Raw genomic sequence first — 13629 nt, 5'->3', positions numbered from 1 at the left:
TGTTCAGCAGGTCAGGATTGCGCCGATCTAAATCCGAGAGCATCGCACGCAGCCGCTACTACTCGTCCACGCGCATCGTTCGGAAGCGCCACGAGGCAGTAACGTCGCGCTCGCGTTAGGGCGACGAAGAGCACTCGGCGCTCCTCTTCCTTCTCGGGATCGACTTGTGTCCCAGCGACCGCGGCTTCCCAAAGTTCCATCTGAGAAGTCGGTTCGCTCGGATGTGGACGACGGACCACGACCATGACCGCATCGCTGTCTTCGCCCTTGAATGAATGCACCGTTCGCGCCCGGAGGTCGCGGGGTGCCGGTGAGAAGACCTCGGCGGCATGATAATTCGCGAATCCGGCACTGACTCTGATTGCGCGTCCTCCGGTGTGCTTGACCCCAGCCGTGAGCGTCGCGGCCACCCCCTGCAGGACGCTACGCGCCGCGATCAACCACGAACGCAGATCGCCCTCAAGGGCCGGCAGCAGATCGAACAGGTTAGACACGGCTCTTCTCAAGTCGGAGCGCTCATGGTCGGCCAGACCTGCGATCGCCGTGGTGCCCCACGCACAGTACGCCAAGAGCCGCTCGGCCTTTCGGACGTGGCTGGCAGTCAGCGTCCCGGCAGCAAGTCGCGCGGCGAGTTGTCCGATGATGTACTGGCGATCGCTCGACTTAAAGATTGACGTCTGGCCGTTCAGAGCATCAACGATCTTCCGATTTCGGCCAAGCACCGTAGCGTCCTCGACCGCGAGGCCGTGCTCAGCGAGCCGTCCTCGGTAGATCTCCATCGTCGCGGCGGGGTCTTTCGCGGGGTACAGCACGACTTCCGGCTGGATCTCACAGTCAGCATGGGGCCCGACTGCCGTATCCGGTTGGGTACGGCTGCAGAAGTTGACCGCTACATCGCAAATGCGTTGTGAGGAGCGGTGATTCTGGGTGAGGGTCAGCACTCGTAGGCTGCGGTCATCGGCAAGCTTCTGGCAGCGTGCGGCGCTAGCGCCCTGGAAGGAATATATGGACTGCTCGAGGTCACCAACCAGGACGAGCGACTCCAGCTTCCCTGTTGCATGAAGCACCTCAAGGCAGGCCAGCTGCAGCTCGGAAGTATCTTGCGCCTCGTCGAGGAGTATCTCGGTGAAGCGGGCGGCGACTGCCGCCGACACTTCTGGGTGCTCTCCTAGCAGGCGCAGTGCAACCTACATCGCATCATCAGCGGTGAGTGAGCCGGTCCGGCGGAAGATGTCACCCTTGCGCCGCAACACCTCATCGCGCACCGAAGCTACGACCTCGTCCGAAGTTCCTCATACGCTGGGTGGTTTGTCTGTGACAACCAGTCGGCCATCAGGTGTGCGTCGGAAGCAGTCGATACCAATGCGCTGCGCGTTGTCATTGTGAACGCGGACTTGTGGCCAGCTGTCATCCTCGTGAATGAACGGTCCCCGCTCTGCGCCGAGCAGGTGGGCGAACGGATGGACAACGTGCCGAAGCAGGAACTTGTGAATGGTGCCAAGAAAGTTATTGTGCAACAACATAATCCCGAGGTCGCTTGCGAGCACCGCCCCGAGCCGCTCGGCACCCACATTCGTGTAGGAGCACGCCGCCACCTTCACGCCGGGCATGTGCATCAGCCGGGCGGTCCTCTCGGCCGCCGAACGCGTTTTGCCCGAACCTGGACATGCGAGTAGGAGGAAGTTGCCATCCGCGTCGACCACCAACTGTTGCTGGTCAGTAAGGATCATTCATCGCTCTCACCAACGGCCGCGCCGATCGCGCTGATCTCGGCCTCGCGCTCGACCACTTCTGCAGCTTCAGGCTCTGTCACCCACTCGATTGCCTCACGCAGATAGGTGGGCACTTGGAGCGGCTGATCCTCGTCTGCTAGCAGTTCGGCGAGTTCCTGTGCGAAACGGCCCTTGACGTTCTTGACCTTGTCGAGGATCCCGTTGGCGCGGTCGACCTCGGTCGCATCGTCAATTTCGGACTTGAGCCGTGGCCCGGCGATTGGCTTGACCTGCGCCAGCGCGTCCAACATCACCGCACTGTTGCCGGCCATCGCTAAGTCCCACTCCAGCGTCCTCTCGGCGAGCCGGACAATCACATTGTCGCCCGCACGGTCCGCCAGCGCAGCTGCACGTGGGGACAGCGCTTCGTTCTCTCCTGCCAGTTCGTCGGCCGAGGGCTGACTATCGCTGTCGGAAACGACCGCGAGTCGGTAGGGCAACTTGTCAGTGCCGAAGAGGTCTGTGAAGGGTGGAAAGGCGACGCCGCCGATATTGATGATGGCTACGCCATTGGGGGCCAGCGGCCGTCCGATTCGTTCGGCGATGACCGGCACCAGCAGCTGCTCTGCAACGCCCTCCACGAGTATCACTGCGCGCGCGAAGAACAGCGACGCCTTCGTGACGTCCAGAAAGCGGCGCAGGTAAGCCAGCTGTTTGTCGTCCAAGCCGAAATCTCTCGGTAGGCGAGCGACGGGCTTCGCCCGTTCGTCGCCTCGCGCAAGTACGGTAAGTCGCTCGACGCGCGCCGATGACGCAAACGTTGGGGAGTGGGTCGTTGCGATGACTTGCGTCGGGCCGACCGCCTCGCTCTCTAGGAAGCGCATCAGCAGGTCCTGCAGTTGCGGGTGTAGGTGCGCCTCAGGTTCCTCGACCAATAACACGCGCAGCGTGGGTTCCTCACCTGTCACCGGTGCGTCCGCGATCGCCGCGAGCAAGACGGCCATGTACAACAAGTTGCTATAACCCAAGCCATTTTCGTCCATCTCGAGGGCCGCATGCTGGCCGATTTTGGCGCGCAGTGCGCCGACGACCCGCTCGAACTTCGGGTCCTCAAATGCGAGTCCGCTGTGCTGCGCGAATCGGCCGGGCCCCGTCATCGCGTTCAGGCGGTTAGCGACGTGACTCCGGGCGTCGATGATCGTCTGGATTTTGTCCAGCGCCGCGTTGGCCAGGCTTGCTGCATCGATAATTGCTCGGTAATCGGGATGGTCTGGCGGGGCAAGTGAGCCAATTAGTGGGATCAGCTTATTGTCGCGTCCCGGCCTCAGATCGGCGGCTGCATCGCGCAGCGGGTGCAGATACACGAACCTCACCGCGTCCCGGGCGTGGTGCTCGACGTCCGTTTGCTGGGAGTCACCGCCGAACCACTGCGTTCGGATTCGGCCAGTCGTTCCGAAGGATCCCTTAAGCCGGATCTTCGCAACTCCCGGCCCCATGTTCGGCGCGAGGCATGTCACCATCCGGGCTTGCTCCCCGGCGTCTAGGTCCTGTCTGCTAATTGCGGACGCGGTGGTAGGTGATGATGGCGGCCAGGGTGACACCGCCGAGGTAGGTCAGGGCGTATTTGTCGTAGCAGGTGGCGACCGCGCGCCAGTGTTTGAGCCGGTTGAAGCTTCGCTCGACGGTGTTACGGTGCTTGTAGATTCGGCCTGAGAACCCCGGAGGCCGTCCTCTGTTGCGGCCTTTGGCTTTGCGGCGGGTGATCTGGTCGCTGCGCTCGGGGATGGTATGGGCGATCTTGAGCCGGCGCAGCTGTGCCCGCGTCGAGTCATGGGAGTACGCCTTGTCCGCCAGCAGGCGAAACGGGGCGTATGAGTTGCTGCACCGGGCGGCCAGCAATGGCCAAAGCATCGGATTATCACCGGCTTGACCGGCCGACAGTGCCAGGGTGACCGGACTGCACAGCTGGTCGGTCAAGGCGTGGATCTTGGTAGTCAGCCCGCCGCGGGAACGCCCAATGGCGTGGTCATCGGGCTCATCGAGATATTTCTTGTAATTCGACAGATCCCCTGTGCGGGCGCGCTCCGGCTGCGTGTTGGTGGGCGCGCACACTGGTCGAATCGACCGACAACAGTGCGCCCAGGTCGGCGTCCTCGGCGTCGAGGTCAGAGGCGATCGCCGCGAAGATCCGCGCGTAGATGCCATCGACCGACCAGCGTAGATGCCTCTCGGCCACCGATTGCCAGGGACCGAAGTGCTCGGGCAGGTCACACCACGGAGATCCCGTACGGTAACGCCAGATAATGCCCTCCAGAGTACGTCGATGATCGTTCCACGGCCGGCCACGCCGCCGCCCCGCAGGCAACACCGCCACGATCAGCGACCACAAATCATCAGAAATCGCATGCGTCCGCATCACCCAAACAGCATCAGCCAAAACACCATTCACATTAAGCAGACACGCCCTAGACAGTGCTGCCCTCATCGAGGTGTTCACCCCCGATGCGACGATGCGAATCCACCGCCCCGGACGTGAACCCGCACTGCTTACCGGTCACAGCGAGCTAGCGGGGATCATCACCATCGTGGCACGCTTCCCGCGCACCGTACACCTGGTGGCGCAAAGCCTCTACGTCATCGAAGGGCAGACGGCCAGCGGCGAAGTCTATTGCACCGCGAACCATTTCAGTGAGAAGCAGGGTGCCTGGCGTAACCACGTGATGTACATCCGCTACCTGGACCGGTATTTGCTCGGCAGCGACGGGGCGTGGCGGATCTCGCACCGCACCGTCGCTATCGATGCCACCGAGGACCGTCCCGTGTCGATCACCGAAGGCGGGGCATGACTTCGGTGCAGCTGTCGATGGGGATCCCCTCATTTTCGGCCGAGGCGCCACCGAGCTGGGAACACCTGACCGACTGGGCGCAACTTCTCGAGGGCTGTGGGTTTGATCGAGTGCTGGTTTCCGAGCACATCGCGTTCGGCACGCACATGGACGCCTACGCAAATCCCGCGACGGGGGGAACCGCCGGTGGCCGCCAGCCCACCGGCCCGGACGGCCACTGGTTGGAGCCGTTGACCACGCTGACTTATCTTGCCGCTCGCACCGAACGAATCCGGTTGGGCACCAACATCCTGCTCGCCGCGCTGCGGCCCGCGGCGGTGCTGGCGAAAACCCTGGCCACCATGGATGTGCTGTCAGGTGGGCGCATCGACATCGGTGTGGGCGTGGGCTGGCAGCGCGAGGAATACGAGGCCGCCGGTGTCGACTTCGACCGCCGCGGGGCGGTTCTGGATCAGACCCTGGAAGTGTGTCAGCGCTTGTGGCGGGAGAACGAGGTCAGCTTTGAGTCTGCGGGGCTGAACTTCGAGCGGATCCATCAGATGCCCAAGCCCGCGCAGCCAGGGGGAGTGTCGATCTGGGTGAGTGGGACGGTCAACCGGGCCGTCGCCCGCCGGCTGGCGCGCTTCGGAGCGGGCTGGATTCCCTGGGGTCCCGACGCGCGCGATGTCGCCGCGGGAATCGCGCGGATGCGCGCGGCGGTGGCACATGCCGGTGGCGACCCGAACGGTTTCGGCGTAGCGGGCGCGCTGCGGGTCAAAGCTGATGCGGATGGCCGACCCGACCTGGCCGACGTGGCCGAGCGGGCAAAAACGCTGCGGGACGCGGGCGTCACCGAGCTGAGGATGACCCACTGGCCACTCGCGCCGGAAAACCGCGAACGCGACATCAACGCCGTCGTCGAAGCGGTGCGCGCCGCCACCGGCGGCTGAGGCTACTTGCGCCGGGGCCCAACGTTCGTCGCCTCAGCCGAGAGGGCACCCTAGCGCTCTGTGCTGATCGCCGGCGGATAAGGCAGATCGGTGCTGGTGTGCGGATCCACCCGCACCGGGCGGCCCAGGTAGGGGAAAGCGCGTTGCGGGCAGGAGGGGCGATCGCAGATCTTGCAGCCCGCGCCGATGGCGGCGATCGCCTCGGTGTCGGTCAGGTCGACCCCGACGGAGTAGATCAGCTTGTCGGCGTGGGCCAGGTCGCATCCCAGGCCGATGGCAAAGCTCTTCCCGGGTCCGAGGTAGCGGCTGGGCTCGGCGGTGGTGGTTCGGGCGATCCAGAAATAGGTCCGCTCATCGGGCATCTGGGCCACCTGGGTCAGGAACTGACCGGGCCGGGCGAACGCTTGGTGAATCACCCACAGCGGACAGTTCCCGCCGACTCGGGAGAAGTGAAATGCCGTGGCGGATTGGCGTTTGGAGATGTTTCCGGCACTGTCGGTGCGGACGAAGATGAACGGGACCCCGCGGGCGTTGGGGCGCTGCAGGGTGGACAGCCGGTGACAGATGGTCTCGAAGCCGACCTCGAATCGGCGTGCCAGTTGATCGATGTCATAGCGCGTGCTTGCGGCCGCGTCCAGAAACGGCCGGTAGGGCAGCAGCAACGCTCCGGCGAAGTAGTTGGCCAGACCGATGCGGGCCACCCCCCGCGCCTCATCGCTGAGCTGATCGTCACCGGCGATGATGCCGGTGATCAGGTCGGCCTGGGTCAGCAGCGCGATCTGCGTGGCCAGCTGAAAGGCGCGCTGGCCGGAATGCAGCCAGCGAGCCACGTAAAGCGTCTTGGACTCTGGCTGAAACATGCGCTTGGAGTTGGGGTTTAGCGACTGCCCATCGTCGAGCACCACGGTGACGCCGAGGTTGTCGCCGAGCAGCCGCGCCAATTGCGCGTCAAGCCCCCCGAGGTGCAGCCCGTGGCGGCCGAACATCTCATCCGCGGCGATGTCCAACTCGCCGATGTAGTTCTTTCGGTCATAGAAAAAGTCGCGGACTTCTTCGAACGGCATCGGCTGCCCGGACACCGCCGAAACGTCGGCGGTGGCGCGACTGTGCAGCGCTTCGAGCTCGGCGGTGGCGTCGTAGAGCCGTCGATGCAGGTTGACCAGCGTCTGTCCCACCGCGGGCATCCGGGCCACCAGTTCCTCGATCTGCGCCGGGGTGGCGGGCCCCTCGGCGAAGACCTCACGCAAGTACGAGACCAGCCGTGCATCGGAGTCCGGCGCGAAATAGTGGGTCGGCAAGTCGAAACGTTCGGCAAGAGCGAGCAGCACCGGGACCGTGATCGGGCGCTGGTCGTTTTCCAGCTGATTGACGTAGCTGGTTGACAGGCCCAGCGCGCGTGCCAGCGCCACCTGGGTCAGCCCGTGGTCCTCGCGGAGTCGCCTCAGCCGCGCCCCGGCGAAGGTCTTTGGCACGTGTGACACCCTACGCGCACCGCCTTTCACAAGATTTGCAAAATCGCGCCGGTGAGGACACAAAATTACGCGCTTATAGGGCATTTACCCCGAATGTGTGGCTGCGTACTGTGCGGTTTATGCGGATGCATGACGTTCGAACCAGGCGCAGCGCCGAAGACTTCCCATGCCGTGAACACCTGGCTTACCAGATCGCCGAGGTGGCGGCGGACCCGGTCGCGGTGCCCGCCGAAACCGAGGCGATGGTGATCAACCGGATCATCGACAACGCTGCGGTGTCGGCAGCCTCGCTCACCCGCCGCCCGGTGGCCGTGGCCCGGGCGCAGGCACGAGCGTATCCGCGGTCAGATAGGGGCGCAAAGGTTTTCGGTATCACTGGGAACCATGCGCCGGAGTGGGCGGCCTGGGCCAACGGAGTCGCGGTGCGCGAGTTGGATTTTCATGACACCTTTCTGGCTGCCGAATACTCCCACCCGGGCGACAACATCGCACCCTTGGTCGCCGTCGCCCAGCACCTCGGCCTGGATGGCACCGACCTGATCCGAGGCATCGCCACCGGCTACGAGATCCAGATGGCCCTGGTCCGCGGAATCTGCTTGCACGAGCACAAGATCGACCACGTGGCACACCTGGGCCCCTCGGTGGCGGCTGGGCTGGGCACCATGCTCGGGCTGGACCCCGACACCATCTACTCCGCGGTCGGCCAGGCCCTGCACCTGACGACGTCCACCCGGCAGTCGCGCAAGGGATTGATCTCCAGCTGGAAGGCGTTCGCACCCGCATGGGCGGGCAAGGTCGCCATCGAAGCGGTTGACCGCGCGATGCGTGGGGAAGGGGCGCCGGCGCCCATCTGGGAGGGCGAGGACGGCGTGATCGCCTGGCTACTGTCGGGCCCCGAGCACACCTACCACGTCGCACTGCCCGACCGCGGTGAACCAAAGCGGGCCATTCTGGACAGCTACACCAAAGAGCATTCGGCCGAATATCAGAGCCAGGCCCTCATCGATCTGGCCCGGCGGATGCGCGGGCGCATCGGTGACTCAGACCAGATCGAGACCATCGTGCTGCACACCAGCCATCACACGCACGTGGTGATAGGCACCGGCTCCAACGACCCGCAAAAGTTCGACCCGGATGCCTCTCGGGAAACCCTCGACCACTCGGTGATGTACATCTTTGCGGTCGCCTTGCAGGATGGCAGCTGGCATCATGTGCGCTCCTACGCGCCGCAGCGGGCGCACCGACCCGACACGGTGGCGCTGTGGCACAAGATCTCCACGGTCGAAGATCCGGAGTGGACCCGGCGCTACCACAGCGCCGATCCGGCGGAAAAGGCATTCGGTGCGCGCGCGGAAATCACCCTCAACACTGGCCAGGTGATCGTCGACGAGCTGGCCGTCGCGGACGCTCATCCGCTGGGGGCCCGTCCTTTTGAGCGCAAGCAGTACTTGGCCAAGTTCCTCGGCCTGTCCGACGGGGTGATCGGTGAAACCGAGCAGCGTCGGTTCCTCTCGACGGCCGAGGGCCTGTCGAGCCTGCCGGCGGGCTCGCTGGGTGGGCTCAACCCGGTCGCCGATGCGGGGGTGCTGGACCGGTCCCCGACGATTCCGCCCGGGATCTTGTGATGAAAACGGTGTTGGGCGCCGCGGTGTCGGCGACCGAGAAGCGCACCGGGTTTCGCGCTGCGTTGGAAAGTGGCCGGCTGCTGCGATTCCCGGGAGCCTATTCGCCGCTCGTGGCCCGATTGGTCGCCGAGATCGGCTTCGACGGGGTGTACGTATCCGGTGCTGCGCTCTCGGCCGACCTGGGGTTGCCCGACATCGGCTTGACCACCCTGACCGAGATCAGCGCGCGGGGAGCGCAGATCGCGGCCGCCAGCGAGCTGCCCACTTTCATCGATGCCGACACCGGTTTCGGTGAACCGATGAGCGCGGCCCGCACGGTGGCCGTGCTCGAAGATGCCGGGCTGGCCGGCTGCCACCTGGAAGATCAAGTCAACCCCAAGCGGTGTGGGCACCTGGACGGCAAGGCGGTGGTGCCCGTCGGCGTGATGGTCAGTCGGCTGCGAGCCGCGGTATCGGCGCGGCGCGACCCCAATTTCATCGTCTGCGCCCGCACCGACGCCGCAGCGGTCGAAGGGCCCTCCGCTGCGATCGATCGGGCCAAGGCCTACGCCGACGCGGGCGCCGACCTGATCTTCACCGAGGCGCTGCGCACCTCCGCGGAGTTCGAACAGTTTCGCGCGGCTGTGAATACACCGTTGCTGGCCAACATGACCGAGTTCGGAAAGTCTGGGCTGCTGAGCACCGATCAGCTCCGCGAGATCGGCTACAACGTCGTGATCTATCCGGTGACCACCCTGCGACTAGCCATGTACGCCGTCGAGGCCGGTCTTCGCGAAATCGCTGATGCGGGAACTCAATCCGGACTTCTGAACCGCATGCAGCAGCGCAGCCGGCTCTACGAGCTACTGCGATACGCCGACTACCAGCAGTTCGACTCCAGCATCTACAACTTCGTCCGCCAAGGAGATCGGCCATGAGCACCCTCGACGACACACCGCGAATCTGTAAGGGCCTGGCCGGCGTCGTGGTCGACAACACCGCCATCTCCAAGGTTGTTGCCGAGACCAACTCGCTCACCTATCGCGGATATCCGGTTGAGGACCTCGCTGAGCAATGCAGCTTCGAGCAGGTGGCCTACTTGCTGTGGCACGGCGAGCTTCCCGACGACCAGCAGCTGGCATTGTTCATGCAGCGCGAGCGCGCCGCCCGCCGGTTGAACCGGTCCATGTTGTCGCTGTTGGCGAAACTGCCCGATACCTGCCATCCGATGGACGTGGTGCGGACATTGATCAGCTACCTGGGGGCCGAAGACCCCGACGAGGACGACAGCAGCCCGAGGTCCAACTACGCCAAGTCGCTGCGGATGTTTGCGGTACTGCCCACCATCGTTGCGGCCGATATGCGGCGTCGGCGCGGGTTGTCGCCCATCGCGCCGCACAGCCACATGAGTTACGCGCAGAATTTCTTGCACATGTGTTTCGGCGATGTCCCCGAGAGTGCGGTTGTGGATGCCTTCGAGCAATCCCTGGTGCTCTACGCCGAACACAGCTTCAACGCTTCCACGTTCGCCGCCCGGGTCGTCACCTCCACCCGATCCGACATCTACAGCGCGGTAGCGGCGGCGATCGGTGCGCTCAAGGGGACGCTGCACGGCGGGGCAAACGAAGCGGTGATGCGCGACATGCTCGAGATCGGTTCGGCGGACCAGGCATCGGAATGGTTGCGGCGCAAGCTGGCCCGCAAGGAAAAGGTGATGGGCTTTGGCCATCGGGTGTATCGCAACGGCGATTCCCGGGTCCCGACCATGAAGCGCGCCCTCGAGCGGGTGGCTGGCGTGCATGATGGCCAGCGGTGGCTGGAGATCTACCAGGTCTTGGAGCGGGACATGCTCGCCGCCACGGGAATCATGCCGAATCTGGACTTTCCCACCGGTCCCGCCTACCACTTGATGGGATTCGATATCGGCTCCTTTACCCCGATCTTCGTGATGAGCCGTATTACCGGGTGGACCGCACACATCATGGAGCAGACCGCGTCCAACGCGTTGATCCGTCCGCTCAGCGAATATGTGGGTCCGGCCCAACGCACGCTGAAATTCGCCCGACAGAGACGTTGCTAGGTCCTGTCTGCTAATTGCGGACGCGGTGGTAGGTGATGATGGCGGCCAGGGTGGCACCGCCGAGGTAGGTCAGGGCGTATTTGTCGTAGCGGGTGGCGACCGCGCGCCAGTGTTTGAGCCGGTTGAAGCTTCGCTCGACGGTGTTGCGGTGCTTGTAGATTCGGCCTGAGAACCCCGGAGGCCGTCCTCTGTTGCGGCCTTTGGCTTTGCGGCGGGTGATCTGGTCGCTGCGCTCGGGGATGGTGTGGGCGATCTTGAGCCGGCGCAGCTGTGCCCGCGTCGAGTCATGGGAGTACGCCTTGTCCGCCAGCAGGTGAAACGGGGCGTATGAGTTGCTGCGCCGGGCGGCCAGCAATGGCCAAAGCATCGGATTATCACCGGCTTGACCGGCCGACAGTGCCAGGGTGACCGGACTGCACAGCTGGTCGGTCAAGGCGTGGATCTTGGTAGTCAGCCCGCCGCGGGAACGCCCAATGGCGTGGTCATCGGGCTCATGGAGATATTTCTTGTAATTCGACAGATCCCCCTGTGCGGCGCCCGGGGCGCGCTCCGGCTGCGTGTTGGTGGGCGCGCACACTGGTCGAATCGACCGACAACAGTGCGCCCAGGTCGGCGTCCTCGGCGTCGAGGTCAGAGGCGATCGCCGCGAAGATCCGCGCGTAGATGCCATCGACCGACCAGCGTAGATGCCTCTCGGCCACTGATTGCCAGGGACCGAAGTGCTCGGGCAGGTCACGCCACGGAGATCCCGTACGGTAACGCCAGATAATGCCCTCCAGAGTACGTCGATGATCGTTCCACGGCCGGCCACGCCGCCGCCCCGCAGGCAACACCGCCACGATCAGCGACCACAAATCATCAGAAATCGCATGCGTCCGCATCGCCCAAACAGCATCAGCCAAAACACCATTCACATTAAGCAGACGCGCCCTAGGCGGTTCGGCCGAATGCGGGTGACCGTTGCGGCGCCGTACCACGTCAATGCCGGTACCGGCGCTGTCGCAGCTGGCGACGGTGTAACGTCAATCATGAATCCAGTAGCCAGGGCTGACTGGGATGCTTGTGCATTACTAAAGCGCCAGTCTGGGCTTGGTTTTGTTTGTCGATCCTCACATGCGTGTGCCGGGTCTACCCGAAGCGAAGGGACCGCGGATGGATCGCCAATTGTCTTGGCTGGACAAACGGGAGGCGGTACCCGTTCCTTGGTCGCCAATCTCGCCGCGGCAAATTGGGCGCCAAGGTCTTGACCGCACAAAGTGTGCTGTCGCAGGCGCGACGTTGTTGACGCCATGAGCACAACTGCGGCAGCTCGGCGCTTGGCCAGCCCGGTGCGGGTCGCCGTGGCGATCGATCTGGGTGCGCTCCTTGACGGGGCATGGTGGCCACGTACAGCTTCGATATCGCGCGAATTGCCCGAGCTGGTCGACGCCCTGTCCGCACGCCTGGGCAAGATCATCGAGATAGGTGTCAACTGGTCTTCGCTGGACGGCTCACCGGATCTCGACGCGCTGAACCCGCTCAAGAGCGGTGAACCCGGTCGGCCCGCCGGACGCCAGCGGCTGATGAAGATCACTGGTAGTCGGGCCTCGGCAAACCTGCTGGTCGTACCGTGCAGAACCTCGGTTGGCCTGGCGAAGATGATCCTGCGCACGGCCGCGCGGCTGCCCATCATGCCCATCGAACGCGACACCCAGGAATTCCGGACCAGCGACGACGTGGTGCGAGCCGCGCGTGCACAGAGCGCCTTGGGTGGGCAACATCCGCCCGATTGCGAACCTGACCCCGCTGCTCCAGCGATTCCCGATTGATCAATCCGCCCGAACCCCGGGGCGTCGGCGAGCTTACGTGCGGGTACCACAGACTCCGGTCCGCCCAATCCGAGCGACCGTATCGGCAACGCGTCACCTTTGGCGCGCAGTGAGAAAAGGATGGGTGCTATGGCCATGCAGGACAGGTGTGATGCACCACAGGTTCATCCATCCGAGATTCGGATCGGAGACACCATCGGCACCATGGACGACGAACAACTTCCGTTCCTGGTCAAGCTGATCAGCGAGCCGCAGCGAAGTCCGCAGCGGTGGACATTTTTTGGCAGCGACGACCGAGGTCTGCAGCACGTGAGCACCTGTAGCGAGAACCAATTGGTTCGCCGATATGGCAAGGCGTCGTGACGGAGCCGTTATCACCCGATTGCCAGTGCCCCTACCTCGACCGGGATTGAGTCACTAAACTCTGGAGTTCATGGCCATTCGTCGCGCTGTGCTCGCCATCGCCGACATCGGCGGATACACCAACTACATGAATTGGAACCGGATGCACCTGGCCCACGCGCAGTGGGCGGTGGCCGAACTGCTCGAGGCGGTCATCGACGCCGGCAAAGGTCTCAAGCTTGCCAAGCTGGAGGGGGACGCGGCATTCTTCTGGGCCCCCGGCGGAGACGCGAAAGTCGTTGTTTGTGAACGTATCTCGGCCATGCGGCAAGCATTTATGGAACGACGGGAACGGATCAAGAAGGACATCTCCTGCGACTGCAAGAGCTGCGCACAGCTCGATGATCTGTCGCTGAAGTTCGTCGCGCATGAGGGCGAGGTTGCCGAGCAAAAGGTCAAGCGCCGACTTGAATTGGCCGGTGTCGACGTCATCCTGGTGCACCGGATGCTGAAAAACTCGGTGCCGGTGTCGGAGTATGTGCTGATGACCGAGTCCGTTGCGGAATGCCTTGATGAGTCGGTACGCGGCCTCTCGATGCCGCTGACCCACGATTTCGAAGGCATTGGTCAAACGCCGACGTACTACATCGATCTGGCCACCGCCGAGGTGCGCCCCGTGGTGCCCGAACGCGGTTTCGTGAGCCGGTTTTCGGAGATGTTCAAGTTCGAGCTGAAGTCGCTGCCATTCATCCTGGGCGCCAAGCAGGCGTGCGCGGGCTTCCGCAACCTCGATCGCGGGCGAGTCGAGGGACGGGTCTGCTGCATGAATAGGTGAC

Annotated in this window: 12 protein-coding genes and 2 pseudogenes; 8 read left to right on the top strand and 6 right to left on the bottom strand. The window is 64.1% G+C overall.

Annotated elements, in window-relative coordinates:
* Nucleotides 1–11: 11 nt before the first annotated feature.
* The 4 genes and pseudogenes from G6N41_RS26410 to G6N41_RS26395 all read right to left on the bottom strand — a co-directional run bounded on the left by G6N41_RS26410 (nucleotide 12) and on the right by G6N41_RS26395 (nucleotide 4131).
* On the bottom strand, nucleotides 12–1175 hold the full coding sequence (locus G6N41_RS26410) for a UvrD-helicase domain-containing protein (RefSeq protein ID WP_259594333.1): 1164 nt from the start codon (nucleotides 1173–1175) through the stop codon (nucleotides 12–14).
* Between the two features lie 117 nt (nucleotides 1176–1292).
* Complete coding sequence (locus tag G6N41_RS26405; protein ID WP_198966113.1) at nucleotides 1293–1730, bottom strand: UvrD-helicase domain-containing protein; 438 nt, start codon at nucleotides 1728–1730, stop codon at nucleotides 1293–1295.
* Entirely contained in the window at nucleotides 1727–3232 is a 1506-nt protein-coding gene (locus tag G6N41_RS26400; RefSeq protein WP_198966112.1) for an ATP-dependent nuclease, read from the bottom strand. Before G6N41_RS26400 ends, G6N41_RS26405 begins: the two co-directional genes overlap by 4 nt.
* Before the next feature lie 34 nt (nucleotides 3233–3266).
* Nucleotides 3267–4131, bottom strand: a pseudogene (locus G6N41_RS26395) (IS5 family transposase).
* Here G6N41_RS26395 and G6N41_RS26390 point away from each other — a divergent pair.
* Both G6N41_RS26390 and G6N41_RS26385 read left to right on the top strand, forming a co-directional pair.
* The gene (locus G6N41_RS26390; RefSeq protein WP_321573814.1) at nucleotides 4088–4558 is read left to right on the top strand and encodes a nuclear transport factor 2 family protein; all 471 of its coding nucleotides are present in this window, start codon (nucleotides 4088–4090) and stop codon (nucleotides 4556–4558) included. The pseudogene G6N41_RS26395 and the gene G6N41_RS26390 overlap by 44 nt on opposite strands.
* Nucleotides 4555–5487 (top strand): TIGR03619 family F420-dependent LLM class oxidoreductase, encoded by a 933-nt coding sequence (locus G6N41_RS26385; protein ID WP_198966111.1) that lies wholly within the window; start codon nucleotides 4555–4557, stop codon nucleotides 5485–5487. The genes G6N41_RS26390 and G6N41_RS26385 overlap by 4 nt, the downstream gene beginning before the upstream one ends.
* A 50-nt stretch (nucleotides 5488–5537) precedes the next feature.
* On the opposite strand, the gene G6N41_RS26380 is transcribed toward G6N41_RS26385, so the two are convergent.
* Nucleotides 5538–6968 carry a short-chain fatty acyl-CoA regulator family protein gene (locus G6N41_RS26380; protein ID WP_198966110.1) on the bottom strand — a complete coding sequence of 477 codons (1431 nt, stop codon included), beginning with the start codon at nucleotides 6966–6968 and terminating at the stop codon, nucleotides 5538–5540.
* Between the two features lie 110 nt (nucleotides 6969–7078).
* Between G6N41_RS26380 and prpD the strand changes: the two genes are divergently transcribed.
* From prpD to G6N41_RS26365, 3 genes are read left to right on the top strand one after another with little or no spacing between them, the layout of a single operon-like run.
* Nucleotides 7079–8584 (top strand): 2-methylcitrate dehydratase PrpD, encoded by a 1506-nt coding sequence (gene prpD, locus G6N41_RS26375; protein ID WP_198966109.1) that lies wholly within the window; start codon nucleotides 7079–7081, stop codon nucleotides 8582–8584.
* Nucleotides 8584–9501, top strand: a complete 918-nt coding sequence (gene prpB, locus G6N41_RS26370; protein WP_198966108.1) for a methylisocitrate lyase — start codon at nucleotides 8584–8586, stop codon at nucleotides 9499–9501. The genes prpD and prpB overlap by 1 nt, the downstream gene beginning before the upstream one ends.
* Entirely contained in the window at nucleotides 9498–10643 is a 1146-nt protein-coding gene (locus G6N41_RS26365) for a bifunctional 2-methylcitrate synthase/citrate synthase (protein ID WP_198966107.1), read from the top strand. The genes prpB and G6N41_RS26365 overlap by 4 nt, the downstream gene beginning before the upstream one ends.
* Nucleotides 10644–10653: 10 nt before the next feature.
* Here G6N41_RS26365 and G6N41_RS26360 read toward each other — a convergent pair.
* A pseudogene (locus G6N41_RS26360) lies at nucleotides 10654–11524 on the bottom strand (IS5 family transposase).
* 459 nt (nucleotides 11525–11983) lie between these two features.
* On the opposite strand from G6N41_RS26360, the gene G6N41_RS26355 reads away from it, so the two are divergent.
* The 3 genes from G6N41_RS26355 (at nucleotide 11984) to G6N41_RS26345 (ending at nucleotide 13628) form a co-directional block, all read left to right on the top strand.
* Nucleotides 11984–12451: a DUF5994 family protein gene (locus tag G6N41_RS26355; protein ID WP_231608724.1), complete on the top strand. Its 468-nt coding sequence runs from the start codon at nucleotides 11984–11986 to the stop codon at nucleotides 12449–12451.
* A 129-nt stretch (nucleotides 12452–12580) separates the two neighbouring features.
* Nucleotides 12581–12814, top strand: a complete 234-nt coding sequence (locus G6N41_RS26350) for a hypothetical protein (RefSeq protein WP_020732209.1) — start codon at nucleotides 12581–12583, stop codon at nucleotides 12812–12814.
* A gap of 70 nt (nucleotides 12815–12884) precedes the next feature.
* Nucleotides 12885–13628 (top strand): DUF2652 domain-containing protein, encoded by a 744-nt coding sequence (locus G6N41_RS26345; RefSeq protein WP_198966106.1) that lies wholly within the window; start codon nucleotides 12885–12887, stop codon nucleotides 13626–13628.
* Nucleotide 13629: the final 1 nt, after the last annotated feature.

It is taken from the genome of Mycobacterium shottsii (assembly GCF_010728525.1).
Taxonomy (GTDB): Bacteria; Actinomycetota; Actinomycetes; order Mycobacteriales; family Mycobacteriaceae; genus Mycobacterium; species Mycobacterium marinum.
This window is presented reverse-complemented; position numbering and strand designations above follow the sequence as displayed.